Source organism: Micromonospora sp. NPDC005710 (assembly GCF_040630995.1).
GTDB lineage: Bacteria > Actinomycetota > Actinomycetes > Mycobacteriales > Micromonosporaceae > Micromonospora.
In genome coordinates, this window is sequence record NZ_JBEXYP010000008.1 from 129593 (window position 1) to 155454 (window position 25862).

Below are 25862 nucleotides of genomic sequence, written 5' to 3' on the forward strand. Positions count from 1 at the left end.
GGTCACGACCACCGTTCGCACTCGGCGTCGAGGCGCGGGTCGGCGCGCACCCAGACCTCGCCACCGGCGGCCTCGGCCGGGGCGTCGACACGCTCCAGACCGAGGAACTCGATCAGCTTGAGCAGCTCGGCTCGGTCGGCCCGGTCATCGTCGATGTCCTTCGAATCAAAGAAGATGTAGTACCTGTCGGTCGGGTCGACGTAGCCGGAATCAGCCCAGATTCGGCCCACCTCGTCGATCGCCGCTGCCTCCGTCGTGAACGTGGCGGCGCGGGCGGCACCCCGGATCTCCGGTGTCGCGTCGAGGTCGGCGAGGTCGGCGAACCACTGGCCGAAGTGGTCGAGGCCGGCATACCCGTTCTCGAAGAACAGCATCGCGCTCGGCAGGTAGCGGTTGGGCCGGTCGACCCGGAGGTGTTCCGACCGAGGGTGGTCCGCCTCCGTGACCCGGGAGATCACCCCCAGGCGGGGCCCGAGCACCAGACGTTGTCTCGCCGGCTCGTCAGTGATGGTGTACGTCTCCGACTCTCGCCCCCGGAAGAACGCGGAGAACGCCTCGTACGCCTCCTGCGGGTCGCCCACCGAGACGTGTTGATCGTCGCCGTCACCGACAGCGAAGACGAACTGCTTCGGGCCGGGTTTGTACGGGCGGGCCATGGGTGTCCTTCGTTCCGGGGTGAAAGCCCCGCCAGCGTAGTGGGTCGGGGTGACATGCCCGCGGCCCTGATCTGCGCTTGGTTTCCACGGCCCTGTAACTCGGGCATGTACCTCGGCACTGCTGGAGGGGAGAAACGGCAATGCTGGTAACTGGTTATCTCGGCGCGGTGCTCATCGGTGCCCTCGTCGGCCTGCTCGGCCGACTCATCCTGCCGGGGAGGCAGCGGATCGGTTTCTTCGCCACCTTCGTCCTCGGCGTCGGCTCGGCGGTGCTGGGCACAGTCGTCGCCAGGGCGCTCCACATCGACGACGACGCCGGCGTGAAGGTGTGGGTGCTGCGCTGGGACTGGGTGGTGCTCGCGATCCAGGTCGGCTTGGCGATCGTCGCCGTGGCGCTGGCGAACATGCTCACCTTCACCCGGCTCGCCGGCGGTGACGACACCCCCCGGCGGCGGACCCGTCGCAGCAGGGCCAAGCGGGAATCCTGATCGCGGCGGCGTCAGCCGGGCGGTCCGGCGGTCGCCACACACCATCGTTGACACGCGTATCGGTGTCACCTTGGTGTCCGATCGAGGGAATCGCGCGTCGCGCCACTTCTAATGTGAAACATGGCCGATGGTGAGTACGGAAACGATCCCGTCACGGCTCGGGCCAATCCCGAGCGATCCGGTGGGTCCATCTTCGACGACCTGCGCTGGCTCAGACATCTCGACGACGGCGGAGGCGCGGGCGCGGAAAGTGGTGGTGGGCTACCCGCCCACGACACGGTGTGGCTGGTCAACTCTGCCGGCGAGGTCGTCGGGACCGCACACCACAACCCCGAGACCGGCGTCCTGGAGACGGACTATCAGGAAACGATGACGATTCATCGCACCTCTCATCCGGAGATCGTTCCGTTCGTGCCGGCCACAGTTCCCCTGAACGTGGCTATTCCGCAGCAGGTCGTCCCGAAGAAATATCCCGAGCCGGTAAGCCACCCGCAACCTCAGGAATCGGTAGCCGAGACGCCCACCACCGACGTGGTCGATCCCAGCGTCTTCATCTTCCGGCCCACCGGGGAGAACTGGCAGGAGACCGGCTGCGTCCGGGCGGTGGTCTTCCGCCACGGTGGCTCGGCCTTCGAGCCACCGGTCGAGATCGTCGTCGGCGTGACCATCGGGGTGCCCCTGCGTCTTCGCGACGGCACGCCGGTGACCTGGCGGGAGGCGCAGATCGACTCCGGGGTGGCGGCGCAGGGGGCGGCCGAGCGGATCAAGGCGCTGTTGACCACCCATGCGATCGTCCCGGCCCAGGTTCAGCCACTGTTCGCCGGTTACATGGGCGGGGCGCTGACCAGCCATGGGATCGGCTATCGCCTCAGCCAGTGCTGGCCTGGATGACAACTCCTCGTCAGCGGGTGAGGCGCGCGATGGCGGCTTCGACGCCGTCGGGGACGTCGACCCCGGATTGGTCCAGTCCGATGTAGGTCAGGGAGTTCTGCCCAAAGCCGGAAGTCTGCCCGGCGCCGTCGAGGACGTACCAGTTCATGAAGACCTGGTGGGAGTCCTTCCGCGCTGGGCATCCCTCCTTAGCCGCGACGCTACGAGGTGGCCCGACGCCCGGACAGCGACGGTTTACCGATGTGCGACTGACCGCGGGACGCAGCGGTGGGACCACCCGTCCGAGTGGTCCCACCGCTGGTCTGCTGGTGAGTGGCTAGACTTCAGGTTGGCAGTTCACCTGTGCTCTGCTGCGGCGGGCGCAGCCTCGGGAGGGTGTTCCAGCACCCTCTCGAGGGGCCGTCTCGTCAGACGGCGCCTACTCGCAGAAGACCCGCACTGTGGCATCGGGTGAATCCACCTCCACTGTCATCTCGTCGAGGTGCTCCACGAGCGCCTCCAACTGCTCGGGTTTGAGCTGCGTCAGGTCGATGGGCACGCCCGAGTCGCTGAGTGAGGCGTTGGCCTTGACCAGGGCCTGCGGCGGGATCAGCGCCGCCAGCCGTACGCCGGCCCGTAGCAGTTGCAGTGGCACCCGCACGTTGACCCGTGACGGCTCGCCGTTGTCGGTGGCGTCCACCACCACCCGCAGGTACTTCACCTTGCCCTTCGGTCGGCCGTCGGGACCCGCCACCGCAGAGGTGTGGTCCCGTTCGAGGGCGGCGATGAGCTGCTCCGCCTCCTCAGCGGTGATCTTGCCGGCGGCCAGCATGTCGAGGATGTCCTTGCGTTGTTCGGTCATTCGAACCTCTCCTATCTGATTGCCACGAGCACGGCCGAGCGGCAGTGCTCGATGTCGAAGCGGGCACCGGGCAGTGCGGAGATGACACGCCAACAGGTGCCGAGAGCCCGCACCACACGGATGCGGAACACGAGGCAGGCCACGATCGCCGCCAGCACGACCAGGACCAGGATCGGGAAGAGCACGAGCGCCACGGGGAGCACCGGAACCCAGACACGGACGGGCCGACGGTCCGGGCGGGCGACCCTGACGGTCACCAACTGGGGCATCACGACCGGCCGTCCAGCTCGGCCAGCGCCTCCTGCGCGGTGATCTCACCGCGACGCAACCGGTCGATGACGTCGGCCCGTGACGGTGCTGGGTCGGTCTCGACGAAGTCGAGCATCTGGGTGATCCGGTTCAGTCGCGACTTGATCGTCGGGTAGCTCACCCCGAAGATGCGCTCCATCTCCTTGATCGAGCCGTGGCAGCGCACGAACGCCGTGACGAAGACCTGATCATCGACGTCGAGCTGAGCCAGTTGCGGTGGCTCGAACTCGCCCTCGATCGCGACGCCGTTGCTCGCCAGGCGCACCCGCTCGACGACGAACGGCTGCCCTCGCGTCAGGCTGGTGAGTTCCTGCCAGTCCATCGCCTGCTCTGTCATATATGAATTTGTAGCTCAGAAAGTCTCAACTTTAAAGACGTACAGCTTAATTTTCTTAATTCTGAGGAGTGCGGCGACGAGCAGTTGACGCTCAGCGGGTGCGGCGCGCGATGGCGGCCTCGACGCCGTCGAGGATCAGGTCGAGGCCGGAGGCGAAGTCCTGGTCCTCGGGGTCCTCGCCCGGTTCGCTCTCGAACGCGCCCGCCACGAACAGCGGCGCGGCCTCGGGGAAGCGCTCCGGGTGGACGAGTGAGGCGAGGGCGCGGCCGTAGTTCTGCTCGACATCCGCCTGGCTGAGCCCGGTGCCGCTGCGGCCCTCCGCCATCTGCCGGCCCTGCAGGATCGCGTTGCGCGCGTAACCGCTGACGACGACGAGGATGCCCGCCTTCGTCCTCGGATCAAGGCCGGTGTCGCGCAGGACCCGCAGGAACGCATCCATCCAGCCGATGGCGTTCGGCCCTCGGGGTGGGCCCGCGATCGGCACCTCCACGAGCCACGGGTGCTCGGCGTACCGGGCGCGGATCGCTGCCGCCCAGCGGTGCACGCCATCGCGCCAGACGTCCGCCTCCAACCGGGGAGCGGACCCGGTGGCGTGGTCGGCCATCAGTTCGAGAAGTTCCTCCTTCGAACCGACGTGCCGGTACAGCGACATCTTGGTGAAGCCGAGCCTCTGCGCGACCTTCTGCAGGGTCACCCCGTCCAGGCCCTCGTGGTCCGCCAGGTCCACCGCGGCGCCGACGACCCGGTCGACGTCGAGCTCGGCGGGCCGGCCGCGGCGTGCGGACGTGGACAGTCGCCAGAGCCGCGCCAGGTCTGCCGGCACGTCCTCAGCCATTGACGACTCATTGTGTCCCACAGATGGTATCTCCTGTACATTAACTGTTGTCGTCGAGGCCGGACGGAAGAAGAAGCATATGGACGTGTCAGCGGGCGCGATCGGCACCACGGCGAGCCGGGCACCCGTCGGGCAGCGCCTCCACGACATCGACGCGCTGCGGGGCTTCGCCCTGCTCGGGATCCTCGTCGTGAACATCACCTTCATGGCCTCCGGCTACCCGGGCAACCTCGTCACGGACCCGGCGTTCTCGTCTGTCCTCGACGACGCGGCACGGTCCCTGTCCGCGGTGTTCGTCGACATGAAGTTCTACATCCTCTTCTCGTTCCTGTTCGGGTACAGCTTCACCCTCCAGATGCAGGCGGCTGAGCGCGCGGGGGCCGCGTTCACGCCGCGGATGCTGCGCCGGATCGCCGGCCTCTTCATCATCGGCGCCCTGCACACAGTGCTCCTGTACGGCGGCGACATCCTGATGACGTACGCGGTGGTCTGCCTGGTCCTGCTCGGGATGCGTCGGGTCCACGACCGGACGGCGCTGCGCGTCGCCGGCGTGCTCTACGGAATCGTGCTGCTGAGCCTGCTCGCCAGCGGGCTATTCGTGGACTCCTCCGCGTTCCTACCGACCCGAGCCGAGGCACTGGCCAACGCCGAGACGGCGACCGCCGCGATGCTCGGCGGATGGGGCGATGTCATCGGCCACCACCTCTCCGGGCTGCCCCTCCTGGTGCTCCAGTCCACGACGTTCCAGGGGCCGACGGCGCTCGCGATGTTCCTGCTCGGCCTGGTTGCCGGCCGACGGCGGCTCCTCGCCGGCGTGAGCGGCCACGAGCCGGTGCTGCGGCGGATCCAGTGGATCGGCTTCCCCGTGGGGATCGCGGGCGGTGTGGTCTACGCGCTGGGCGGCGGCAACGGCGAGCCACTGGCTGTGGGCGTGAGCGCCGCGACCGCGCCGCTGCTGACGGCCGCGTACGTGGCCACGCTGCTGCGGATGATGCACGGCCAGCGGTTCGGGTTCGTGCGGTCGGCCCTGGCACCGGCCGGGCGGATCGCACTCACCAACTACCTGGGGCAGTCGCTGCTGGGGCTGCTCATCTTCAGCGGGATCGGGCTTGCCCTGGCCGGCAGTGTGTCGCCGGTCGGGACGACCGGGCTGGCACTGCTCATCTACGTGGCGCAGCTCGCGCTGAGCGCGTGGTGGCTGCGCCACCACCGGCACGGGCCGGCGGAGTGGGCGCTACGGCAGGTGACGAACGGAGGGACGGCAGGGACCGGCGCTGGTGGGCGGCCTCGCGGGGGGATCACTCGAAGAACTTGATGCTGAACCCCGTGTCAGCGGTCGGGCCCGGCACGTTGGCGCGGCGGTAGGTGGTGTTGCCCCACCAGCAGAAGGTGCCCGTGTACCAGTAGCGGTTCGCCCAGGAGTACGCGGTGCCCTTGGGCACCCCGTGGTACATCAGCGGGAACCTCGGTCCGGCGGGTGGACTGGTGGCGATGTCGCCGTTGAGCAGCACGAAACTGTGGTGGCCGGGCCCGTTCACGTGCACTGTCGGGTCCCAGCCGGCCATCATGGTGCCCCGGTCGGAGCCGAACAGGCAGCCGTTCGACTTGTACCAGTCCCACACGTACGTCGGGTCGCCGCCGGCGCGCAGCCGCAGGTCGGCGAGGCAGTACTTGTCGCTCCAGCTGCCGTTGGCGGAGTAGACGATGTGGAGCTGCCCGTTGGGGTCTCTGATCGCCTCGGGGGACTCGTTGATGTACGGGTTGCCGACGACCCGCTCCCAGCTCTCGCGCGGTTGGGAGATGACGTACCGGCCACCGGTCGGGGTGAGCGGGTCGCTCATCCGGCTGAGGTAGATGTTCTGTTCGACGTTCGTGTCCCCGGCCCAACCCGACCAGACGAACCATCGCTGCCCGTTGAAGGTGAACAGGCTGCCGTCGATGGCCCACCTGCCGTCGGGCAGCGCGAGCTGCCGCTCTGCCGTGTAGCCGCTGGCGGGCGACGCCGAGTGGATCGCGTACATGCGGTGGGCGCTGCCGCGCCCGGCCGAGAAGTAGATGTAGTAGCGCCCCCCGTCGGTGACGATCTCCGGGGCCCAGACCTCACCGAGGTTGCGGCTGTCCGTCCAGACCTGCCGCGCGGGTGCGGCGGCCAGCGCGTCGGGGGAGGCTGCCTGCCGCACGGCGATCCCGCTGCCGACCGACTGGACGGAGATGTAGCTGCCGCCGACGCGGATCACGCTCGGGTCGGCAGCGCGCAGGCCGGTCTGCCCGGCTGCCACCGGCCCGGCACCGACGAGGGACAGGCCGGTCGCGAGCACGCCGGCCAGCAGCAGGGAGAGGAGTCGCGGAAGGGCTCGGCTACCGACGTTCACCATCGGGATTCCTCTCCTCGAACGGGGCTGGCGGCACCATCGACAACCATAGATTAGTGCAGGTGTCGCAACACCACAGCGTTTCCGCGAGCCGGCCTCGGAGCTGGTGGTCGCTGGCGCGGGCCCCGGGTGCGCTAGCGTCTGGCCCATGGAGCCCGTGGACGTGGTCCTGGCCGCCGTGTGCGCCGCTGCCAACCTGGCCATGGCCACCGTGCTGTTCGTCAGGAGTCGCGGAGGCACTGCCACGCCCCGGATCTTCGGCCGTCCGCAGCCCCTTGCGCGCCGGCGGGCCGCGATGCATGCCTGCCTGGGGCTGGGAGTGGGCGTCGGCCTGCTCGTCAAGGACGTCTTCCCGCCGGGTTCCACTGGTGACGCGGTGGTGTTCCACGGGGTGAGGATCCTGCTGGTGGCCGCTGTCGTCACCGCCCTGCTGAGCGCCTTCCGGTACCAGCCATCCCGCTCCGACAAGGCCGCCCGCTGAAAGCGGGGGCCGGGGATCGACGTTCTCCTCGGTCGAACCTCCGACAGGTGTAGCGCCTACTGCGCGCTGCGCGCCCCGATCCGGGACGGAAGTCCGACGATGGGTGTTCCCTCGCTCACTCAGGGTCCAACCTGGAGGCCGGCTCGCCGTGGGGGCAGCCGGTACACAAAGGACACCGGAGGTTCGGATGCTGATCATCGCGGAGGACAAGGACGCCTACCCACCGAACGGTCAGATCCCCAACCTGGAAACCGACGAGAAGGCGTGCGTCGACATCCTGACCAGGATCGCACCGCTCCTGCCCGCCGACCTGCGGGACGAGGTGGTCGGCGCGTTGATCAACTGGTCGGAGAGTGCGCTGAAGCCAGGTCAGAGCTTTGCTACGTGGGCCGAGGCCGTCACCGCCGCGACCAGCTACGCGCGGCGCGACGCCGCACGTGCCACCGACAACAGTCAACGCCGTAGTGACCAGGCCGTCGACGGCGCCGACCTGGCGAAGCTCAACGCGGCGGTGGGGAGTACGGGCAGGACCGGCGACCCGCAGATCGCGAAGCGCGACGAGAGCCGCAGGTGGGCAAACTGCGGCATGGCGGCGTTCCAGATTCGCGAGCAGTTGAGTGCCGCCGGCGGCAAGCCGACCCGACTGAAGCACGGCGGTACCTACGGGGCCGGTGGCGGCGACGCGCTCAAGAAGGCGCTACTCGCCAAGCCCGCCAGCGCCGCTACCGTCCTGCTGCTCGACTGCCAGTTCCCGCAGGTGCACAACTTCATCATCGAGGTGCACCACGACGGGTCGCGCTACCTCGCCCAGGGCTACCAGGGCACCTACTACGCCCACTGGTGGCTCGGCATCAACGACAGCTACTCCGCGAAAGAGGTTCCGCCCGGGATTCTCGCCCTGCGCGAGCGGTACGGGCTGGGTCGGGCGATCAGCCCGGAAGATTACGCGACCCTGCTCGACGGCCTGGTCGCGGCCATCTCGTCCGATTGGCAGAGGACCGCGGACCAGTGGCCGGCGTTGCCGTTCAACCCCGACCGGCAGGAGATCGACGGGATCCGCCGCCGGTCGGGCTCGCCGACACTCCTCGTCGAGGCGTTCGAGCTGGCCGAACCCGCCGCGGCTCGGAAGGCGCTCGGCGACACGGGCGCCGCATCGCTCAGCGAGCTGGCCACCCGAGGAATGGCAACCGCCTGACGCGGTGTTCCCGCCCGGCGTTCAGCCAGGCGGGACCCGGCACCTGCGGTCTCATCCGCGAACGGGGGGGCTCGGGTCGACCCGAGCACCCCGGTCCGCGCGAATCGCAGCGCCGCGCCTATGCGCCGGCGATGGCCGTCAGCGCGGTGTCGAGTGCCTGGTCGGCCGGGACGGGAACGTCGGGCACCACGCCGACGCCCTCCCAGTTCGTACCGGTGACGCTGTTGATGGTGCGGGCGGTCGGCACTGTCACGAGGATGTGTTCGGTGACCGGGTGGCGGGCCGTCGGATGCGCGCCGCCGCGCGTCGTCTCCCCGACGACGACGGCCCGCCCGTGCGCCTGAAGGGTGTACGCCACGTCCTCGCCCCCGGAGAACGTCGTCGCGCTGGTCAACACGTACACCGGCCGGTCGGTGTAGCGCGGCGCGGGCAGGTGCGCTGTCGTCCAGAACTGGCGGGTGGCACCGGTGGACCGCTCGTAGAAGTCATTGAGGTGCACCTGGTCGTCGCGGAAGAAGTAGCTGCACCACATCGCGGCTCCCTCCGGTGTTCCGCCGGAGCACGCACGTAGGTCCAGGACGAGCGCGGAGCTGAGGGCGACCAGTTGCATGGCAGCGCCGATCGCGGCAGCGCCCTCGTCGGCGTACGCGATGCGCCGCACGTCGATGAACCCGACCTTGCCGTTGAGGTGCTCGACCCGGCGGACCCCCTGGTTCTCCGTTCTGAGCAGCGCGAGGAACGCGGCCCGCCCGCCGTCCTCGTCCGCTGGATCCAGCGACTGCGGCTGGTCCGACCACAGCAGCCGCAGATGCTTGTCCGGGCACACCTGCTGGAGGTGGGCGGTGACCGTCTCGCAGAGCGCCGGCCCGTCCAGGTCGTCGTACTCGCCTGCCGCGAGACGACGCCGGATCGCGGCGTCGATGTCAGCGACCTTCTCGGGGAAGACATAGCCTGCCCCGATCCGGTCCAGGACCGGTCCGATTATCTGTTCGATTGAGAGCACGGCGGGCAACGCTAGACTCCAAACAGCATCATGACCAGCGAAATCCGCGCAGCCATTCAGGAGCGCGGCAGCATGCCCGGTGCCTACCCGGCAAACCCTTGCAGGCCACGGATATATTCTCGGCCATGGCCGAGTATCGCAATCCCACGGGTGTCTCGGCGATGCGGGCGTCACTGACGGCAGTCATGTGCGGAATCCTGCTGACCGGCATCGGCGTCACCATCGTCTGGGATGGTCGAGGTTGGCCGGGGGAGGTCTACACCACCGCCACGCTGGTCAGCTCGACCGAGACGCCGTTTCGCGCGAAGCGCCAGGGGACGTACTACGAGTTCCAGTACGACGTACCCGGTGGACGGCAGGTCGTCCGCAGTGAACTGGTCACCCGCAGCGGCTCCCTCTACCGCGACGGTGACTCCGTCACGGTCCTCTACTCACCGGACGCCCCGGAGAAGGGCCGGCTGTGGGTGTCCCGAGACGGGGCGGAGTTTCTGCCCGCGCTCGGCGGGATAGTGCTCACGATCATCGGGCTGTGGGGCGTCATCCATCAGCTTCTCAAACGGCGCCGCCGACGCCAGGTGACCGCCCGCGCGTAGTTCGAGCCGTCTCACGATTCTGTTTCTCGCGGCCGACCCAGGCAGCGACGTACGCCTCGTTCAGCGCGGTCTCGTAGCCGGCCGCCTCGGTGACCGGGTCGCCGTGGCCGCCACGGTGGACAGACGTCGGACCGCCATGTCGTTCCTCCTGACGTGCCGGCGGTCAGGGCAGGATCTCGACGTACCCGTCACTGCCGTGGACGCGGATCCGCTGACCGTCGCGGATCAGCCGGGTGGCGTCGAGCACGCTGACGACCGCCGGCAGGCCGTACTCCCTCGCGATCACCGCGCCGTGTGTCATCAACCCGCCGACCTCCGTCACCAGTCCGGCGATGCCGACGAACAGGGGAGTCCAGCTCGGGTCGGTGTGCGTGGTGACGAGGATGTCGCCGGCTTCGAGGTCGGCCTGCGCCATGTCGAGGATGACGCGGGCGCGTCCTTCGACGGTTCCGGCGGACACCGGCACACCGGCCAGGGCTCCGGCCGGCACGTCGTCGTGCCGGTACGCCCCGGTGACGACCTCACCGTCGGAGGTCAACACCCGGGGCGGCGTGAGCGCCTGGTGCCACCGGAACGCGTCCCGGCGCCGCCGGAGCACCTCGTGGTCCACCTTCTGCGAGCGGACGACCTCGTGGAACTCCTGGAACGTCAGGTAGAAGACGTCGTCCCGCTCGGCGAGCACGCCGGCTCGCACCAGCCGCTCCGCCTCCGCCATCAGGGCCCGCTTGTACACGAAGTAGCGGCTGACGATGTCGTACTTCGGGTACTCCCGATAGCCGACGAACGTCCGTACCCGGTCGATCATCCGCTCGGTCTCGTCGGCCCGGTTCTCCCCGTCCGGCAGCGCCCGCAGGCGCGTCAACACCTCGCGCGCCTTCCGCTGCGCCTGCTCACGTCCCTGCGCGAAGCGTCGCGTGGCCTCGCCCGGCTCGAAGAGCCGGACGTTGTCCAGGATCACGGGCACCAGCGTGCGGGGGCGTTCGCTCCACCGTGGCCTGGTGATGTCGATCTCGCCGACACAGCGCATGCCGTACCGGTCGAGGTACGCCTCGATGGCGTCGCGCGCCTCGGGACCACCCGCTGTCGTCGGCAGCTCGTCGAGGAAGCCGTCGTCCTCGACAGCCCGCAGGAACGCCACCACCTCCGGATGCGGACGGATCACGTCGGCGACGTCGAGCAACGCCAACCCCATCTCCGAGGTGATGTTGCCGGGCGCGGACAGGGTGAGCGTGTCCGCGGCGTTCTTGTCGCCCAGCCACTCGAGCAGTCGGTCGTTGAGCCACCAGGTGGCCTCCATGCCCGCCATGATCGCCTGCATGCTCAGCGGGTCACTGAGGACCCGCTTGTGCTCCCCGAAGGCCGCCAGGAGAAAGTCGAACAGCGCCGGGCCGGTCATCGCCGCGATATCGTGCCGCAGCGCGGCGACAGACGCCTCGCTGCGCTCGATCAGCCCGGTCACGATGGCCGGGTCGGTCTCGATCGACACACCGCCGGTCGTCAGCCTGGCGGGACCGCCACCGCCGCCCGGGAGCGTCGTCGGGACGAAGCCCGGCCGGTCGAGAAGCGTCTCCAGCGCGTTCTTCGTCAGCGGATCGGACTTCCCGATCATCTCCAGGAAGCCGGCGCGGCTCGCGGGGGAGGACAGCAGCCGGGTCGCGTCGACGAACAACCGTCCGCCGGCCTCCAGCATCGGGGCCATTGCCGTCAACTGCCACATGGACAGCCCCAGCGGCCGCATGGCGTCGGTCATCATCTGCTGGTGGCCGACCGACAGGTAGACGTGCTTCGCCTGGTCGACAGCTTCGGGTACGGGGAAGAGCGTGGTGATCGGCCGGCTCTGCACGATCTGGAAGTCGTCGTCGACAAGGCACCACTCGATGTCCTGCGGGCTGCCGAAGTGCGCCTCGATCAGTCGCCCGAGCCGTACGAGCCGCACCACCTGCGCCTGGGTCAACGCCGGCTGCTCCTGCCGCTGCCTGTCGATCTCCACTTCCCGCGTGCCACCGCCCGGCACGGCGGTGACGGCGCGCCGCTTGGCGGCGACAGTGCCGTCGACGACCTCGCCGTCGCGCACCGTGAAGACGTCCGGGTTCACCAGGCCGGACACCAGAGCCTCACCGAGACCGAAGCTGGCGTCCACCGTCGCGACGGTCCGGTCGCCCGTCACCGGGTCCGCGGTGAACAGGATGCCCGAGGCATCCGGAAAAACCATCAGCTGTACGACGACAGCCATCTGAACCGTACGGTGGTCGATGCCGTTGCGCAGGCGGTAGACGACGGCCCGCTCGGTGAACAGCGACGCCCAGCACCTGCTGACCTGCCGCAGAACGTCCTCCGGCCCCACCACGTTCAGGTAGGTGTCCTGCTGCCCGGCGAAGGACGCCGTGGGCGTGTCCTCCGCCGTCGCGCTGGACCGCACCGCGTAGGCGGCCCGCTCACCGAACACGGTGATCGCGGCGGTGATCGCGGCGGTCAGGTCACCCGGAATCGCGGTCTCCTCGACGCTGCGGCGGATCTGCGCGCTGAGCGTACGAATCGCCTCCCTGTCGTCCGGGCTCAGCCGCGACAGGTGATCGAGCCGGTCGTCGATCGACGGCGTCCGCGCCAGGACCCGCCGGAAGGCGGCCGTCGTCACGCAGAACCCGGCCGGCACGCGGATGCCGTCGATCCGCGACAGCGCGCCCAGGTGCGCGGCCTTGCCGCCCACCACCGACACCTGCGTCTCGTCGACCTCCCGAAGACCCACCAGCGACCGGTCGCCACGGCCCTCATCCATCGACAACACACCCACGTCGCGCCCCCGTTGCCTCGTTCGTGCAGGTCCGGCCGCCGATTCTGCGCCACGACCGGGGTCTTGCCGCAAGCCCCCAGGTGCGGTATACGTTAGAAGTGGCAGGGAGAGTGATCTCCTTGCCGCTTGTTGTTTGTCGGGGCGGCCGACCCCGCTCAGTCGTAGGGGAGTCGGCGCGGCTCGACTCTCAACCCCCGGCCAATCTGCCAGGAGGCGGTCGGCCAAGCCGCGATGAACCCGGCTATCAGCCCGAGCTGGCCGGCGAACCAGAACGTCGGGCTGTCGGGTCGCAGGGGTGGCTCCGGCAGGACCAGGCGATGCGCGACCGTCAGCCACACGAACAACGTCACCTCGAACGCGGTGATGGTCAGCAGTTCGATCCTGCCGACACTCGACAGCGCGTGCCAGACCTTTTCGAGGCGCCGACCCGGCCCGGCGAAGTACCGGAAGAGAACGGCGATCGTCACCGCCATCAGATAGTCGCCGGCGTAGTCGACCCACAGCGGGTCCTCGGCCGAGTCGAATCGCACGGCGTACAGGGCGACCTCGGCGACGACGAAGCCGAGTGCGCAGTGGGCGCCGCAGCGGGACACGTGGGTGACGACGATGCCCCGGCGCGGCCGGCGCGGCAGATCCTCCTGCCGCCGTCGGGAGAACGCCTCGGGCCTGCCCCAGTTCCAGTAGAGGCGCACCGCGGCCGGGCCGACGTAGAGAACGGTCACCAGCCAGACGATCTCCATGACCCGGACCGGCTGCCGGTGTCCGCGAAGATAGGTGTCGGCCAGGATGACCGCGAAGCTGACGACGCCGACCGCGAGCGAGGCCCACGAGAGCGCCACGAGCCAGGTTGGTGGCATCCCTGCCCCTTCCGCGCGCCGGCCTTTCTGCGGGGCTCGCTGACCGGTGTCGACCGCCGAGGGCACCTCGCAGTCTGTCACGCAGACCTCGTCCGCACCGGACGTTCGGGCGGTCCTGCTGCCGGCGCGGACGGGTCCCCGTCCCGCCTTCGTTTCGATGGCGGAGTGACCCGCTGTACTACGGTGCGAGGGTGACGAGTGCCCCTCGGGAAGCGGAAGCACGCATCGGACCGGTGGGCGCGCTGCTCAGCCGGCTCCTGTTCCTGGCGATCTGCCTACCCGGCCCGGTCCTGCTGGCCGCGGCCGCGACGCTGGACCCACCGCGATCATCCGCGGATTTCTGGGGTCTCCTCGCCGGTGGTGTGTTGTCGACGGTCGTCGGCGTCGGGTTCGGCGTCTTCGGTTGGCGGCTGGTGGGCCGCTCGCGACGCGACGCGCGTCGACTGTCCGCCGCCGGTGTCGCCGCGACCGCGGAGATCCTCGCAATGGCGAACTACCTGGGTGGGGAGGACCCCGGGCTGAGTCTCCACCTGCGTGTCAGCGGGCCGGGGTTCGCCACCTTCGAGGCCGACACGATCCGCGCGGTCGACCCGGCCCTCGTGCCCGGCGCGGTCCTGGCCGCCGTCGTGGACCCCGCCGACCACCTCTTCGCGATCATCTGAGTCCGTTGGAGGATCGGATGCCGGCGATGCTCGTCAGTCGTGCGTCGACCGGCGTGCCGCTGACCCGCCTGGGTTGAAGCGGCATCGCCGCGCTGGTCCTGGCGTCCGGCGTGCCGGCGAGCCTGTACGGTGCGGAACTCTTCGCGAAGCTGGGCGTCGACGCCGCCGGGGAAGCCGTCCCGGAGCTGATGATCGACGTCCTGTCCGACCCCGGCTACGACCCCGCCGCCTGCCGCGTCGCACCAGTGACCCTGCACCGCCTGCTCGACTACGGCGACCGGATCGACCTCGGCGGGCGGGTGCTGACAGTGCTGCACCTTCCCGGCCACACGCCCGGGAGCATCGCCCTGTTCGAGGAACACACCGGCACCCTGTACTCGGGCGACGCGCCTCCGTCAGTTGGCCGAGACCTATCTGCGTAGAACGGCCGTCAACGCTGCCCGTAACGGAAGCTGACATAGAGCATAATTCGCCGGGTGCCTCCCACCAGGGAAATTTCGCGCCTGACCCGTAGTCCGGGCCGCATGCTGGCCTTCAGCGACGGTGTCTTCGCGATCGCCGTGACGCTCCTCGTGCTGGAGATCCAACCGCCCCACGACTTCGGGAACCTCGTCCGAGGGCTCGGTGCACTGTGGCCGTCGTACCTGGCGTACACGCTGAGTTTCCTGCTCATCGGGCAGGTGTGGGTGAATCACCACGTCATGTTCGACCGGGCACGGCACGTCGACCGAGGGGTCCTGTTCCTCAACACGTTGCTCCTCATGGTCATCGCCTTCCTGCCGTTCTCCACCTCCCTGCTCGCCGACGCATTACGCGCGGACCAGGGGCTACGAGCGTCAGTCGTCGTGTACGGCGGCACGCTGTGGACGGCGGCGGCCCTCTTCAACATCGTGTGGGCCCACCTCCGGCGCGCCAAACTGCTGGACGCCAGCCTCGGTCCGGTCGGCGCTCGGGCCATCGGCCGCCGCTTCAGGCTCGCGCTGGTCTGGATCGGCTCCGGCATCCTCGTCGGCGCGTTCGTGCCGATCGCCGGCGTCGCCATCATCGCCGCCTTCCTGCCGGCCTACTACCTGCCCATTCGCGGCGAGTACGGCGAGAACGACACCACCGCCGGGTAACCGGCCGGTTAACCAAAGTCGGTGGGATGCGAATGCATTCACCGCCTATTGCCGAGGGATGTTCAACTGCGGTCCTAGTGATGTCCAACGATGTTTTGTAACCTCGGGAAGCCCTGTTGGCGACCCATTTTCGATTCGTTGGAGGACATGGAATGAGAATTCGTAGAGCCATCGGTGCGGCGGCCACGGTCACTGCCGTCACGGCCGGCGTCCTTGCCGGATTCGCTGCTCCGAGCCAGGCCGCGATTCCCAAGGAGTGTGCGACGTACACCCAGGGCGGATGGAACGGCGACGTCTGCGTCAGCTATATCGGCCTGGGCAATTCCCTTTTCCGCACCAACGCGAACGTCACGGCGTTTCCCGCCAACTGCGCGACGATCCGCGTCGACCTCCTCAACGCGTACGGCGTGCTGAGTCGAACCGGGGTCGCCGTCCCCTGCCAGACCGGCGCGATCAAAGGCGCCCACAACTGCGCCGGCGCGGAATGCATCACCCCTCGCGAACGCGCTGTTGCTCGTATCAACGCCTACGACAGCGCCGGGAATCTGATCCTGACGGTGCAGACGGCCGTTCTGGCATCTCCTTTCGCGCCAGAGGTGCCCTGACCTCCGGTCCGGACGTGAGCTGACGTCGGGGATCGGATGCGGCTCCCGCCGCCAGCGTGAGGGCCTTGCACCGGTGGCGCGGTGCAAGGCCGCTTCCGACCGGGCGTCCCAACCGGGCACTCGCCATCGACGACGTCGACGACGATCAGCCAGCGTATGACGAGTTCGTGACCCGGCAGGGGGCGTCGAGGCAGGCGACCTGCCCGTCCTCGGCGAGGACGACACCACCGCCGGGCAACTAGAGTCGGTGGGATGCGGATCCGGATCGACGGCAGCGATCTGCCAGGTCAGCGTGCGGGCGCCGAAGCCGACGCGCTGCGACTGGGCAACGTGCACGTCGGGGTCCAGCGCAAGGCCGAGGTGGTCGATCAGGTGCCGGCCGACGCGGCAACGGCCACCTGGTCCTTCGAGGTGTCCAGCCGCGAGGTCGACGGAATGCTCGACGTCGGCGGCCCCTGGGTGCACGGCCGCCCCGGGGCGCGGTTTCTGTACCTGAGCTGGGGCGCGGTGACCCAGGACGGCTTCGCCATGTTCCGACGAGCGAAGTTGATGTTCACCGACGTGCCAACCGAGCTGCTGCGCGCCGCTCACGACGATAACGGGACGCTCGTCGGCCGGCTCGGGTTGACCGACGCCGCCGGTGATCCAATCTGCGCTCGGGTGCACCCGCCCGCCATCGTCTGGACGGTGCAGTGAGCGTCGTCGCCGGTTAGCCGCCGAAGTCGACGCCGCTGAGGGAGACGGACCGGTACGCGGCGAGGTGCTCGGCCTGCGCGGTGACCGCCTTACGCGTGGCCGCCGACAACCGCTGCCACGGTTGGACGGTGACGGTGAACGTCCTGCCAGACTTGCGGGGGCGCCAGGTGCCGACCAGTTCACCGTCGACCAGGACGCCGCCGGGGCGACCCAGCACCGGCAACAGCTCCTTGGCGCGGGCGGCGTCGGGCACCAGTGTGGGCCGGTCCTTGGCCTGGAGGAACAGGTCGAACGGGCCGAGCAGACGGGTGCCCCGGCCGTCGGCCGACTCCAGCGCGTCCTCGTCGGCGGCCAGCAGGAAACGCACCTCGCTGTCGACAGTCACCTCGATCACATCCTCGGGCCAGTGCGCCTTCACGTCCTTCACCGGGGCGTCGAGATAATCCGCCACCTGTTTCGGGGTGGCCGGGCCGAGCAGGCGAAGGTACGCGCGGATGAGGTCGAAGCGGTCGCCGGCGACGGGCGCCTTCCGAAACCCGGTGATGCGCCGCAGGACCGGAGGTGAGGTGTCGAGCTGCAACTCCAGCCCGGCCCGCACGGCGGCGAGCCGGAACGGCATCTCGTAGAGGTGCGTGGCGTCGCACGGGCGGCAGAACCGCAGGTACGGCTCGGTGAGCACGGTGGCCAGGCGGCCCGAGACGTCACCCTTCACCGTCGGCGTGCTGACGATGGCCCGCATCCGGGCGGCGATCTCGTCCAGGGCCGCGACGGTGTCGATGCCGGCTGCCTTCAACGGCTTCACGGCATCGTAGATGCGCTTACCGGCGTCGGCCTCGGAGAAGGGTTCGACGGCGGCCGCGACAGCCGCAACGTCGGCCCGACGGTAGAGGTGCGGTGCACCTCGTACGGTCCACAGGAGGACCAGCTCCGAGTCGGAAACCGCCGCCACGTCGACCCCGCGCACCGCGAGGGCCCACCGCGCGCCGTCCGGCCCGGTGTTCTGCACGCCGATGTCCAGGACGGCGGTGTCGGCGAGCGTGCCCTCGGCCCGGCCCAGCTGCTGGGCGTGGACCCGGAAGCGCATCACCTGGTGCCGATCGACCATGTCTGCACCCTAGTGGGGCTGCGCGCCGGCGGGGTCCGCGCGCGCAGCGCACATCGGGCGGACGCGTACCGGAACCGCCGCAGCCGCCACACACCGAGCCGCCAGGCGCACCGCGACGATCATCATCCCCGGTCCGGGGGACAGGATTCCCTCCGCGCGGCGATCCGCTGGTCCCGCTGTTCGGCCACGGTGATCTCAGACGGGCCATCGCCCACGGACGAGAGGAAGACGACGCCGTGCATGGAGCACCACGTCTACCGACAATGCCCACCCCGCCACCGCCGTCCTGGGCGCGCCGAGCCGGTCAGGTGGCATGGATCGCCCCCGTGCTGGGGTTCATCCCGCTGCACGTGCCATGGATCCTCGGCATCCCGGTGTTCGCCCATCCCGGTCCGTTCCGCGAGTGGTACCACGGTCGCGGGCCCGGGGTGGGGGAACACCCCGTGGACGGTCTCCTGGGCCTGCCGGCCGGCGCGTTCTACCTGGGTCTGCTGTGCATCCTCGCCGGGCTCGGCGGCGTCTTGGCGCTGGGGCTCATCAGTGACTGGGGAACCGTCTTCCCCCGGTGGGTGCCGTGGCTGCGCGGACGCCGGGTGCCGCCGTGGGTGCCGCTGACGCCGACGGTGCTGGGATCCACCCTGATGATCGGCTACTCGGCGACCCTGCCCTGGCAGTTCGCCGCCGACCTGGCGGAGCCCACCGCGGAGGACATCTTCACTCCGACCGGCGTTCTGATCGGGCTCCCGCTCCTGCTGGCCTGGGCTGTCGCGTTGCCGCTGGCCGGCTGGTCCTACTACCGCCGTACCCGTGTGCCGCGAGCCGACCAGCGGCGCTGGACGGCGTCGTTCGACGACCGTCCAGCGCCACCGACGGTGTGGCCCAGGATCGGGTGACGGCCTCAGGCCACCAGCGAGACCCGCCCGTTGTCCAGGTCGTAACGGGCGCCCACGACGCGCAGCGCGCCCTCGTGCACCTTGTCGGCGATGATCGTGCTGCGCGCGCTGAGCGCCTGCACCTGCGCGGCGATGTTGGCCCGGACGGCGTTCTCCACCGGGTCACCGGGCTGGCTCAGCACCGGCTCGACGATCGGACGGAGGGCGTCCACGATGGTGCCGATGTGCCCGGGTGCCGTACCGCCGGTGTGAATGGCATCGATGGTGGCGCTGATCGCGCCGCAGCGTTCGTGGCCGAGGACGACGATCAGCAGGCTGCCGAACTCCTCCACGGCGAACTCGACGCTGCCGAGCAGCAGGTCGTCGACGATGTTGCCGGCGACCCGGTTATCGAACAGGTCACCGAGCCCCTGGTCAAACAGCACCTCGGGGGCCACCCGGGAGTCCGCGCAGCCGACGGTGATGGCGAACGGGTGCTGACCGGCGGCGAGCCGGTGCAGGTCGGTCAGGCCCTGGTGCGGGTGCCGGCCGTGGCCGGAGGTGAACCGCCGGTTGCCGGCCTGGAGCCGGTGCAGCGCCTCGGTGGGCGAGTCGACCGGGTTGTCGGTCGGCGCCGCGGCGGCGGCGGCGGACGGGCTGGCCGCGGCCGCGCCGAGCGCCACGGCGGCGGCGCCACCGGCGGTCAGCAGCGAACGGCGGGACAAATGGGAACGTGCCACGATCATCTCCCTGGGGGTGAGGCGAACTCGCCTCTTCCTACCAGCCGGTCGTCCGAAGAGGTGAGTCCTATTCGGTGAGCGGATGGCGACAGTGCAAGACAGTTGATCATCGCCTCGGCATCGACTATCGTCCGCGTCCGTGAAATCTTTCCGTCTTGCCTCCGCCGTGTCGATCCTCGTCGTTGCGACAGCCCTGGCCGCCTGTGGCGACGGTGACAAGGCGACGACCGCCGGACCCACCACGCCCGCACCGACGTCCGCCGCCCCGTCCGCGGTGGCCACCTCCGCTGCCGCCTCGCCAGCCTCGGCGGGTGCGGCGACCGACAAGCAGCTCTGTGCGGCCGTGAAGAAGGCCAACGACGAGATGCGGGCCGAGATGGTGAAGGTCGTCACGACCGGCGACGCGTCGGCGGCGGACTTCAAGAAGCTCCTGACCGGGCTGGAGGAGAAGGTGACCGCCGTCGCCTCGACCGGTGACAGCAAGCTGGCCGAGGCCCTGCGGACGTTCAGCGCCGAGGCGGCCAAGGCCGCAGCCGCGCCGGACCCGGCGACCGCCGCCGAGAACCCGGCCTTCGAGAAGGCCGGCAAGGACATCAGTACCGCGTGCAAGGCCCACGGGGTCAGCATGGTTCTCTGACATCGCGGCCCGAACAGGTCGGGTGAACCGACTGACGGCCCCCACGCTCAGCGTGGGGGCCGTCAGTCGCTAACGGAGGCGGGTCAGCCGCCGGCGAAGGTCGTGTCGATGCCGCACTTGGCGTTCTGGTTGAGGCAGGACTTGACCAGGTCGCCGAGACGGTCCGGCTCCCAGGCGTTCATGAAGTCACCGTGCATCGAGGACGGCTTGCCGGAGGAGAGGCTGAGGCCGTCACCGCCCAGCGACTCATAGTTGACCATGAAGGAGAGATCCGGCACGGCCACCGGGTACTTGCCGGTGCAGACGCCGTTCACCGGGTCGCCCATGTGTGACTTGTGATCGGGCGAGTCGATGTTCTTGCCGTCCCAGCAGTCCTTGAACACGAGCTGGAAGATCAGGTTGCCGCCCGGGGCGCACTTCGGCCAGTTGCCGTCGGCGCTGCGGCCGATCTCGGCGCTGCCCGCGCACCAGAACTGGTTGCTACCGGCGTTCTTCGGAGTGTCCACCTGCCGCTTGGCGTCGCCCTCGACCACCCTCAGGCCCGGCGGGAAGGGCTTGACGGTCGACGGGTCCTTGACCCGCGAGCCGTAGTAGATGCGCATGCTCTTGATCGGCACCGCCTTGCCATCCTTGCGCAGCTCCGGGGTCCAGTAGGCGCTCTTGTCCCCGGGGGCGTTGCAGGTGTTCGCCGCGGCGAACAACTTGTCCGTCGTGGTGAAGGCGTCGATCTTCGGGCCGAAGAACGTGTGCATGTGCGAGGCGCCGGAGAGACCAGGCAGGACGATCGGGTCGTCCGGGGCCGAGTTCGAGACGCCGCAATCGGTGTGGAACTCGGGAACGCGGGTGGTCCCCGCCGGGACCGCCTTCGGCTTGATGGCGTTGAAGGCAGCCAGTTCCCTGTTCCACTTGGCCTCGTCGACCGGCACCCAGGCACCGGTCGGCGAGCCCGGGGGGACGGACGTCGACGAGGAAGCCGACGGCTTCGACGTCGGCGTGGCCGACGCGCTCGGCGTCGACGACGCACTCGCCGTGGCCGACGCGCTCGGCGACGTGCCCGCCGCGGGGCCGAACGTGAACCAGTTCAGGTTCACGAAGTCCGACGCCGACGTGCTCTTCATGACGGCGAAGACGGTCTGCGCGCCGGCCGGAACGCCGGACGCCTTCGCGGTGACCGTCGTCCACTTCTGCCAGCCACCGGTCCGCGCGATCGGGAAGCTGGCCAGCAGTTGACCGTCCGGCGCGCCGAGGCGCAACTCGACACTGCCGCCATCGGCGTTGAGCGAGGCGACCCGGGCCGACAGATCGGCGCCCGTCACCGACACACCGTCGTAGCGCAGCCAGTCGCCGTTGGCCAGCCAGCCGACGTTCCGGCCGCCGTCGGCGTCGCCGGTGCCCTCGGTCTGCGCCCCGGACTGCGCGGCGAAAGCCTCTGCCTGCACCCGGCCGGGCACGGCGACCTCTTCGGCCTGGGCGCCGGCGATGTAGATGCCGCTGCCGGCGAGTGCGGCGACGACCGCGGAGGCGAGCGTGATGCGCGTGAGGCGGCGACGCTTTCGCGCCCGGTCCGGCGGTGCGATGTGCGCGGGGGGAGTCCGCATTACCAGTGGTTTCCTTCGAGTCGACGATAAAGCTGCTGTCGGAAGGAGTATGTGCACGTCAGGGGCCTGCATCAACTTGTGGGGAAAGAATTAAGGAGGCCGTTCGACAACTGCCCTGGCAGCCGTCGCGGCCGGTCCGGATGACAGTTTTTCGCGCGTACAGCCTTAAGTTTCCATTAAGTCGAGTCGCCCCGCTCGACGGCGCGGATTACGAATTTTGGGTAACGAATGGTGGCTCGGATCCCAGGCGGCGGACCGCGGCTTCGTCAGAGCTGGTCGGGGCGCCGCCGGCCGAACGCGTCGCGCTTGCCCCAACGGCCGGGGATGTCCAGCAGCGCGATCTGACCGAAGGTGTCCGGCAACGCCGGGTCCACTGCCAGGTGATCGTCGTGCGGGTTGATACCGAGCATGGTGCGGATCAGCAGCATGCAGGCTCCGCTGGACCACGCCTGCGGGCTACCGGCGGTCGGGTAGCGGATCGGAAAACGCGTGGTGTCGCGGTCGAACCCGCCGAACGCCTCGGGCAGCCGGCCCTCGAAGTAGGTGGCGGCGGACAGGATGCCCTCGGCGATTCGGGCCGCCTCGGCGCTGAACCCGTAACGGCGCAGACCCCACGCGATGAACGAGTTGTCGAACGGCCAGACCGTGCCGTTGTGGTAGCCGAGCGGGTTGTAGCGGCGCTGCCCCTCGGCGAACGTCCGCACCCCCCAACCCGAGAACAACGCCGGACCCATCAGGTGCTCGACCACCCGGGGCGCCCGCTCCGGTGGCACGATGCCGCTCCACAACAGGTGCCCGATGTTCGATGACAGGCTGTCCACGGGAGTGCCGTCGTGGTCGAGCGCGAGAGCGTAGAAGCCCCTGTCCTCCATCCAGAAGTCCCTGTTGAACCGCTCGTACAGGGCCGCCGCCTCGCTCTCCAGCCGGTCGGCGAAGGCAGGATCACCCCAGACGGTACGGGCCAGCCGGGCCCCGCGGATCTTGGCGTCGTAGGCGTACCCCTGGGTTTCGCAGGTGGCCCTCGGGAAGCCCGGCAGCCGGCCGTCGGCGTAGGAGATGCTGTCCCAGGAGTCCTTCCAGCACTGGTTGTCCAGGCCGGTGGCACGGTTGCGCCGTTGGTACCAGACGTAGCCGGTGGAGGTCAGGTCCGCGTAGCTGTCGATCCAGGCCAACGCCGCCCGGGCCTCCTGCTCCAACTCCCTCACCAGCGCGGTGTCGCCGCTCCACCGCTCGTACTCGTCGAGAAGCACCACGAACAGCGGCGAGGCGTCCACAGTGCCGTAGTAGGGGGAGTGCGGTTGCTCCTCGAACGCTGCCGACTCCCCGTACCGCAGCTCGTGCAGGATCCGGCCCGGGTCCTCCTCCAACACGTCGTCGGTGCGGGCCCCCTGCAACGACGCGAGGATCCGCAGCGTCGGTGGGGTCAGCGACGGGGCGATCGGCAGGGTTTGCAGGCAGGTCAACAGGCTGTCCCGGCCGAAGAGCGTCATGAACCAGGGCAAACCGGCGGCGGGGACGCTCGCGCCGCTGAGCGAGAGCGGGGCGAAGCGCAACGCAGCCAGGTCCACCAGGCTGCGGTGATAGACCTGCTTGAGACCGACGTTCTCGGTGTCCAGCGTCGGGGCCGCCGCGACCCAGGACCGCACGCTGTCAGGCAGGGTGGTTTCGTCCGGCCGTTGGGCGCGCAGGGCGGTACGGAGGTCGACGCCGTCCGGACGCAGCGCCAGCATGGTGGCCTGCAACCGGGTCGACCACTGCTGCCCGGGGCGCAGCCGCACCGCGAACCGGAGACCACCGGCGTCGAACTCCGCCGGCTCACTCGCCGACACGACGACCTCACGTCGGTACGTGTCGCGCCGGTAGCCCAGGCGCAACTCGTCCGGGCCGACGTGCGTGTAGACGGCGCCCTTCTTGTCACCGATATCGAACTTGATCTCGAAGATGTCGGCGAAGTCGGCCGCCACCTCCAGGCGCACGTCGAGCGCCAGGTCCTGCTCGCCGTAGTTGAAGATCGTCAACGACTCGGTGAGATCCGGGCCGACCCGTCGGCGCCGGATGGCCGACACGTCCGCCTGCACGTAGTCCACCGCCGCGCCCGGCACCACGAAGAACGTGATTTCGAAGTACTGGCTGTCATCCACCGACAGTGCGGTCATGCACTCGCCGTTGACGGTCAGCCGCCAGCGGGAGAGGAAACGCGTGTCGGCGGCGAAGAGGCCGACCGGGGTGTTCGGGGACGACTCCACGTCGCCACTGGCGTCGGACACCATGAACGTGTTGCCGTCGATGCACGCCACGGTGCCCGCGATGTCCCTCATCGGTCACGTCCCACTGTCGGGGTCGTTGCGCTGCAGCGGACCGGGCTCCCGCGGGAACAACCGCCCGATGCGCAGCGCCAGCGCGAGGTCACCGTCGACCATGATCTCGCCCCTGGTGATCGCCGCCAACCCGTTCACCTGGCCGCGCGCCATCGCCTCCGCCACCTGCGCGGACACGTGGATCACAGTGGTGGCGGGACCACCGCTCCGGGTCACCCGCATCTGGCCGTGATCGATGTCCAGCAACCACTGCTCGAGGCTGCCCCCGTCACGGATGTCGAACCGCACGCTCCCACGGACCTTGCTGAAACGCGGATCCCGGCCGGCGACCGTCAACCGCTCGAAGAAGGCGCTTGTCGCCGACATCCCACCTCCTCGGGCGCTGGTCAGAGCGGATGCCGGCTACCCGGTGCAGGCCACTCCTAACGTGTGCGGCCCACCTTGTTCAGGGGGCGAGCGAGAAGCGCATCCAGGCGTTCCCAGGCCCGACGCTCACCGAACCGACGAGCCTGCCGTACTCCCGGGCGACCGTGAAGTGCCGCCCGTCGTCCCGGCTCACCAGCAGCCGGGCCGCCTCGGTCAGGTCACCAGTCACCGCGTACAGCTGGACGACCAGGCGTCGGAAACAGCCGGCGTAGAGCTCGGAGATCAGATCGCCGTCGGACACCGTCACCTCCCTTCTCCACCACTCCCACCAACGGGCCGGCAAGAAGGTTCCACCGGCCGGACGGAATCCGGTCACCCGGGATGACGTCCACGACGCCACACCACACCGCACCGGACGTTCTGCCCCGAACCAGGCGCATCCGGCACCGGTACGACATAGCGTCACGGGAGCGGAACCACCGCCGCCCCCCGCCGGCGGACCGGCGACGACGCCCACCGGAGGGACAGACATGAGGCAGGTCGACACGGTGCTCCTGCCGGAGCTGGACGGGCCGGTGCCGGCGACGCTGCCGAGCGCGCTCGGCCTGCTGAGCCTGGCCCTGGGAGTCGGCGCTCTCACCGCGCCCGGACCCCTCGCGCGACTGACCGGGGTGGACGACGCCCCGGCCGCGCGGTCGGTGCTTCCGGCCATCGGCCTGCGCGAGCTGGGCAGCGCCGCCGGCCTGCTCAGCGGCCGCCGCCCGGCCGGCTGGGCCTGGAGCCGGGTAGCCGGCGACGCCATGGACCTCGCCCTGCTCGGACGGGCCCTCGCCGACCGCCGCGGCGAACGCCGCCGTCGGGTCGCGCTCACCACCCTCGCCATCGCCGGCGTCACCGCCGTCGACGTGCTCTCCGCCGTACGCCTCAGCCGGGCCCGACGGGCCCGCGCCCGGGTGATCCGGATGCAGATCGCGGTGACGGTGAACCGGTCGCCCGCCGAGGCCTACCGGTTCTGGCGGGACATGGAGAACCTGCCGCGGTTCATGGCGCACCTGGAGTCCGTACGCGCCGACGACCTGCGCCGCTCGCACTGGATCGCCAGAGGCCCCGCCGGGCACCGCGTCGAGTGGGACGCCGAGATCATCGACGACCAGCCGAACAAGTCGATCACCTGGCGTTCGTTGCCGGGAACCCGGGTGCCCAACGCCGGTCGGGTCCGGTTCGTGCCCGCGCCCGGCGACCGGGGGACCGAGGTGCGGGTGGAACTGCGCTACGCGCCGCCGGCCGGAGCGCTCGGCCGCGCGGTCGCGAAGCTCTTCGGCGAGGAACCCGAGCAGCAGGTTCGCGACGACCTGCGCCGGTTCAAGCAGGTGCTGGAGACGGGGGAGGTCGTCCGCTCCGAGGGCAGCCCCAACGGCATCTCCGTACGCCAACAGGCCATGCAGCGACCCGCCCAGCCGCTACCGGCGTCCCGCCGCTGACCGCCCGAACTCTCC

Annotated in this window: 30 protein-coding genes; 14 read left to right on the plus strand and 16 right to left on the minus strand. The window is 69.6% G+C overall.

What is annotated here, in order from left to right:
• Window positions 1-2 precede the first annotated feature (2 nt).
• Entirely contained in the window at window positions 3-656 is a 654-nt protein-coding gene (locus ABZ406_RS13425; protein WP_357760066.1) for a hypothetical protein, read from the minus strand.
• Between the two features lie 140 nt (window positions 657-796).
• Here ABZ406_RS13425 and ABZ406_RS13430 point away from each other — a divergent pair, with 140 nt between their 5' ends.
• Together ABZ406_RS13430 and ABZ406_RS13435 are read left to right on the plus strand one after the other, a co-directional pair.
• Window positions 797-1144, plus strand: a complete 348-nt coding sequence (locus tag ABZ406_RS13430) for a GlsB/YeaQ/YmgE family stress response membrane protein (RefSeq protein WP_357760069.1) — start codon at window positions 797-799, stop codon at window positions 1142-1144.
• Window positions 1145-1264: 120 nt separating this feature from the next.
• Window positions 1265-2035: a hypothetical protein gene (locus tag ABZ406_RS13435; RefSeq protein WP_357760071.1), complete on the plus strand. Its 771-nt coding sequence runs from the start codon at window positions 1265-1267 to the stop codon at window positions 2033-2035.
• A 10-nt stretch (window positions 2036-2045) separates the two neighbouring features.
• Here the strand turns inward: ABZ406_RS13435 and ABZ406_RS13440 are convergent, their stop codons facing one another.
• The 5 genes from ABZ406_RS13440 to ABZ406_RS13460 all read right to left on the minus strand — a co-directional run bounded on the left by ABZ406_RS13440 (window position 2046) and on the right by ABZ406_RS13460 (window position 4357).
• Window positions 2046-2183, minus strand: coding sequence for a hypothetical protein (locus ABZ406_RS13440; protein WP_357760074.1), 138 nt, complete (start codon window positions 2181-2183; stop codon window positions 2046-2048).
• A gap of 270 nt (window positions 2184-2453) precedes the next feature.
• On the minus strand, window positions 2454-2876 hold the full coding sequence (locus tag ABZ406_RS13445; RefSeq protein ID WP_357760077.1) for a hypothetical protein: 423 nt from the start codon (window positions 2874-2876) through the stop codon (window positions 2454-2456).
• Window positions 2877-2887: 11 nt separating this feature from the next.
• A complete protein-coding gene (locus ABZ406_RS13450) occupies window positions 2888-3070 on the minus strand; it encodes a hypothetical protein (protein ID WP_357760080.1) in 183 nt (60 codons plus the stop codon).
• Window positions 3071-3144: 74 nt separating this feature from the next.
• Window positions 3145-3522 carry a DUF2089 domain-containing protein gene (locus ABZ406_RS13455; protein ID WP_357760082.1) on the minus strand — a complete coding sequence of 126 codons (378 nt, stop codon included), beginning with the start codon at window positions 3520-3522 and terminating at the stop codon, window positions 3145-3147.
• A gap of 91 nt (window positions 3523-3613) precedes the next feature.
• Window positions 3614-4357, minus strand: a complete 744-nt coding sequence (locus ABZ406_RS13460; RefSeq protein ID WP_357760085.1) for a TetR/AcrR family transcriptional regulator C-terminal domain-containing protein — start codon at window positions 4355-4357, stop codon at window positions 3614-3616.
• Window positions 4358-4436: 79 nt separating this feature from the next.
• Between ABZ406_RS13460 and ABZ406_RS13465 the strand changes: the two genes are divergently transcribed.
• The gene (locus ABZ406_RS13465; RefSeq protein ID WP_357760087.1) at window positions 4437-5672 is read left to right on the plus strand and encodes a DUF418 domain-containing protein; all 1236 of its coding nucleotides are present in this window, start codon (window positions 4437-4439) and stop codon (window positions 5670-5672) included.
• Here the strand turns inward: ABZ406_RS13465 and ABZ406_RS13470 are convergent.
• The gene (locus ABZ406_RS13470) at window positions 5656-6732 is read right to left on the minus strand and encodes a glycoside hydrolase family 43 protein (RefSeq protein ID WP_357760090.1); all 1077 of its coding nucleotides are present in this window, start codon (window positions 6730-6732) and stop codon (window positions 5656-5658) included. The genes ABZ406_RS13465 and ABZ406_RS13470 overlap by 17 nt on opposite strands.
• 145 nt (window positions 6733-6877) lie before the next feature.
• Between ABZ406_RS13470 and ABZ406_RS13475 the strand changes: the two genes are divergently transcribed.
• Complete coding sequence (locus ABZ406_RS13475; protein WP_357760093.1) at window positions 6878-7210, plus strand: hypothetical protein; 333 nt, start codon at window positions 6878-6880, stop codon at window positions 7208-7210.
• 187 nt (window positions 7211-7397) lie between these two features.
• Window positions 7398-8405: a hypothetical protein gene (locus ABZ406_RS13480; protein WP_357760094.1), complete on the plus strand. Its 1008-nt coding sequence runs from the start codon at window positions 7398-7400 to the stop codon at window positions 8403-8405.
• 118 nt (window positions 8406-8523) lie between these two features.
• Here ABZ406_RS13480 and ABZ406_RS13485 read toward each other — a convergent pair whose 3' ends face one another.
• Window positions 8524-9408 carry a S41 family peptidase gene (locus tag ABZ406_RS13485; protein WP_357760097.1) on the minus strand — a complete coding sequence of 295 codons (885 nt, stop codon included), beginning with the start codon at window positions 9406-9408 and terminating at the stop codon, window positions 8524-8526.
• 125 nt (window positions 9409-9533) lie between these two features.
• Between ABZ406_RS13485 and ABZ406_RS13490 the strand changes: the two genes are divergently transcribed.
• Window positions 9534-10001, plus strand: a complete 468-nt coding sequence (locus tag ABZ406_RS13490; RefSeq protein WP_357760100.1) for a DUF3592 domain-containing protein — start codon at window positions 9534-9536, stop codon at window positions 9999-10001.
• Between the two features lie 163 nt (window positions 10002-10164).
• On the opposite strand, the gene rph is transcribed toward ABZ406_RS13490, so the two are convergent.
• A complete protein-coding gene (gene rph, locus ABZ406_RS13495; protein ID WP_357760103.1) occupies window positions 10165-12777 on the minus strand; it encodes a rifamycin-inactivating phosphotransferase in 2613 nt (870 codons plus the stop codon).
• Window positions 12778-12947: 170 nt separating this feature from the next.
• Entirely contained in the window at window positions 12948-13649 is a 702-nt protein-coding gene (locus ABZ406_RS13500) for a DUF4396 domain-containing protein (RefSeq protein WP_357760106.1), read from the minus strand.
• Window positions 13650-13840: 191 nt separating this feature from the next.
• On the opposite strand from ABZ406_RS13500, the gene ABZ406_RS13505 reads away from it, so the two are divergent.
• The 5 genes from ABZ406_RS13505 (at window position 13841) to ABZ406_RS13525 (ending at window position 16730) form a co-directional block, all read left to right on the plus strand.
• A complete protein-coding gene (locus ABZ406_RS13505; protein WP_357760108.1) occupies window positions 13841-14311 on the plus strand; it encodes a hypothetical protein in 471 nt (156 codons plus the stop codon).
• A gap of 110 nt (window positions 14312-14421) precedes the next feature.
• Entirely contained in the window at window positions 14422-14733 is a 312-nt protein-coding gene (locus tag ABZ406_RS13510) for an MBL fold metallo-hydrolase (protein WP_357760111.1), read from the plus strand.
• 102 nt (window positions 14734-14835) lie between these two features.
• Window positions 14836-15429 carry a TMEM175 family protein gene (locus ABZ406_RS13515; RefSeq protein ID WP_357760114.1) on the plus strand — a complete coding sequence of 198 codons (594 nt, stop codon included), beginning with the start codon at window positions 14836-14838 and terminating at the stop codon, window positions 15427-15429.
• Window positions 15430-15581: 152 nt separating this feature from the next.
• Complete coding sequence (locus tag ABZ406_RS13520) at window positions 15582-16034, plus strand: hypothetical protein (RefSeq protein ID WP_357760117.1); 453 nt, start codon at window positions 15582-15584, stop codon at window positions 16032-16034.
• Window positions 16035-16286: 252 nt separating this feature from the next.
• Window positions 16287-16730, plus strand: coding sequence for a DUF5990 family protein (locus ABZ406_RS13525; RefSeq protein ID WP_357760120.1), 444 nt, complete (start codon window positions 16287-16289; stop codon window positions 16728-16730).
• A gap of 13 nt (window positions 16731-16743) precedes the next feature.
• Here the strand turns inward: ABZ406_RS13525 and ABZ406_RS13530 are convergent, their stop codons facing one another.
• Window positions 16744-17835, minus strand: coding sequence for a winged helix DNA-binding domain-containing protein (locus ABZ406_RS13530; protein ID WP_357760122.1), 1092 nt, complete (start codon window positions 17833-17835; stop codon window positions 16744-16746).
• A 326-nt stretch (window positions 17836-18161) separates the two neighbouring features.
• Here ABZ406_RS13530 and ABZ406_RS13535 point away from each other — a divergent pair, with 326 nt between their 5' ends.
• Window positions 18162-18728 carry a hypothetical protein gene (locus tag ABZ406_RS13535; protein WP_357760125.1) on the plus strand — a complete coding sequence of 189 codons (567 nt, stop codon included), beginning with the start codon at window positions 18162-18164 and terminating at the stop codon, window positions 18726-18728.
• 5 nt (window positions 18729-18733) lie between these two features.
• Here ABZ406_RS13535 and ABZ406_RS13540 read toward each other — a convergent pair whose 3' ends face one another.
• Window positions 18734-19447, minus strand: coding sequence for a carbonic anhydrase (locus ABZ406_RS13540; protein WP_357760128.1), 714 nt, complete (start codon window positions 19445-19447; stop codon window positions 18734-18736).
• A gap of 139 nt (window positions 19448-19586) precedes the next feature.
• Between ABZ406_RS13540 and ABZ406_RS13545 the strand changes: the two genes are divergently transcribed.
• Window positions 19587-20084: a hypothetical protein gene (locus ABZ406_RS13545; RefSeq protein WP_357760131.1), complete on the plus strand. Its 498-nt coding sequence runs from the start codon at window positions 19587-19589 to the stop codon at window positions 20082-20084.
• Between the two features lie 83 nt (window positions 20085-20167).
• On the opposite strand, the gene ABZ406_RS13550 is transcribed toward ABZ406_RS13545, so the two are convergent.
• The 4 genes from ABZ406_RS13550 to ABZ406_RS13565 form a co-directional block, all read right to left on the minus strand.
• Window positions 20168-21682 carry a DUF1996 domain-containing protein gene (locus ABZ406_RS13550; protein ID WP_357760133.1) on the minus strand — a complete coding sequence of 505 codons (1515 nt, stop codon included), beginning with the start codon at window positions 21680-21682 and terminating at the stop codon, window positions 20168-20170.
• Window positions 21683-21948: 266 nt separating this feature from the next.
• Window positions 21949-23991 carry a glycogen debranching N-terminal domain-containing protein gene (locus ABZ406_RS13555; RefSeq protein ID WP_357760477.1) on the minus strand — a complete coding sequence of 681 codons (2043 nt, stop codon included), beginning with the start codon at window positions 23989-23991 and terminating at the stop codon, window positions 21949-21951.
• Between the two features lie 12 nt (window positions 23992-24003).
• Window positions 24004-24366: an SCP2 sterol-binding domain-containing protein gene (locus ABZ406_RS13560; RefSeq protein ID WP_357760135.1), complete on the minus strand. Its 363-nt coding sequence runs from the start codon at window positions 24364-24366 to the stop codon at window positions 24004-24006.
• Between the two features lie 79 nt (window positions 24367-24445).
• Window positions 24446-24667 carry a hypothetical protein gene (locus tag ABZ406_RS13565; protein ID WP_357760138.1) on the minus strand — a complete coding sequence of 74 codons (222 nt, stop codon included), beginning with the start codon at window positions 24665-24667 and terminating at the stop codon, window positions 24446-24448.
• Window positions 24668-24896: 229 nt separating this feature from the next.
• On the opposite strand from ABZ406_RS13565, the gene ABZ406_RS13570 reads away from it, so the two are divergent.
• Window positions 24897-25847 (plus strand): SRPBCC family protein, encoded by a 951-nt coding sequence (locus tag ABZ406_RS13570; RefSeq protein WP_357760141.1) that lies wholly within the window; start codon window positions 24897-24899, stop codon window positions 25845-25847.
• Window positions 25848-25862: the final 15 nt, after the last annotated feature.

Excerpts from the sequence above, each read along its gene's own strand:
- ABZ406_RS13425 (WP_357760066.1), bottom strand. The coding sequence starts at position 656 with ATGGCCCGCCCGTACAAACCCGGCCCGAAGCAGTTCGTCTTCGCTGTC.
- ABZ406_RS13430 (WP_357760069.1), top strand. The coding sequence starts at position 797 with ATGCTGGTAACTGGTTATCTCGGCGCGGTGCTCATCGGTGCCCTCGTC.
- ABZ406_RS13435 (WP_357760071.1), top strand. The coding sequence starts at position 1,265 with ATGGCCGATGGTGAGTACGGAAACGATCCCGTCACGGCTCGGGCCAAT.
- ABZ406_RS13440 (WP_357760074.1), bottom strand. The coding sequence starts at position 2,183 with ATGAACTGGTACGTCCTCGACGGCGCCGGGCAGACTTCCGGCTTTGGG.
- ABZ406_RS13445 (WP_357760077.1), bottom strand. The coding sequence starts at position 2,876 with ATGACCGAACAACGCAAGGACATCCTCGACATGCTGGCCGCCGGCAAG.
- ABZ406_RS13455 (WP_357760082.1), bottom strand. The coding sequence starts at position 3,522 with ATGACAGAGCAGGCGATGGACTGGCAGGAACTCACCAGCCTGACGCGA.
- ABZ406_RS13460 (WP_357760085.1), bottom strand. The coding sequence starts at position 4,357 with ATGGCTGAGGACGTGCCGGCAGACCTGGCGCGGCTCTGGCGACTGTCC.
- ABZ406_RS13465 (WP_357760087.1), top strand. The coding sequence starts at position 4,437 with ATGGACGTGTCAGCGGGCGCGATCGGCACCACGGCGAGCCGGGCACCC.
- ABZ406_RS13470 (WP_357760090.1), bottom strand. The coding sequence starts at position 6,732 with ATGGTGAACGTCGGTAGCCGAGCCCTTCCGCGACTCCTCTCCCTGCTG.
- ABZ406_RS13475 (WP_357760093.1), top strand. The coding sequence starts at position 6,878 with ATGGAGCCCGTGGACGTGGTCCTGGCCGCCGTGTGCGCCGCTGCCAAC.
- ABZ406_RS13480 (WP_357760094.1), top strand. The coding sequence starts at position 7,398 with ATGCTGATCATCGCGGAGGACAAGGACGCCTACCCACCGAACGGTCAG.
- ABZ406_RS13490 (WP_357760100.1), top strand. The coding sequence starts at position 9,534 with ATGGCCGAGTATCGCAATCCCACGGGTGTCTCGGCGATGCGGGCGTCA.
- rph (WP_357760103.1), bottom strand. The coding sequence starts at position 12,777 with ATGGATGAGGGCCGTGGCGACCGGTCGCTGGTGGGTCTTCGGGAGGTC.
- ABZ406_RS13500 (WP_357760106.1), bottom strand. The coding sequence starts at position 13,649 with ATGCCACCAACCTGGCTCGTGGCGCTCTCGTGGGCCTCGCTCGCGGTC.
- ABZ406_RS13515 (WP_357760114.1), top strand. The coding sequence starts at position 14,836 with ATGCTGGCCTTCAGCGACGGTGTCTTCGCGATCGCCGTGACGCTCCTC.
- ABZ406_RS13520 (WP_357760117.1), top strand. The coding sequence starts at position 15,582 with ATGAGAATTCGTAGAGCCATCGGTGCGGCGGCCACGGTCACTGCCGTC.
- ABZ406_RS13525 (WP_357760120.1), top strand. The coding sequence starts at position 16,287 with ATGCGGATCCGGATCGACGGCAGCGATCTGCCAGGTCAGCGTGCGGGC.
- ABZ406_RS13530 (WP_357760122.1), bottom strand. The coding sequence starts at position 17,835 with ATGGTCGATCGGCACCAGGTGATGCGCTTCCGGGTCCACGCCCAGCAG.
- ABZ406_RS13550 (WP_357760133.1), bottom strand. The coding sequence starts at position 21,682 with ATGCGGACTCCCCCCGCGCACATCGCACCGCCGGACCGGGCGCGAAAG.
- ABZ406_RS13560 (WP_357760135.1), bottom strand. The coding sequence starts at position 24,366 with ATGTCGGCGACAAGCGCCTTCTTCGAGCGGTTGACGGTCGCCGGCCGG.
- ABZ406_RS13570 (WP_357760141.1), top strand. The coding sequence starts at position 24,897 with ATGAGGCAGGTCGACACGGTGCTCCTGCCGGAGCTGGACGGGCCGGTG.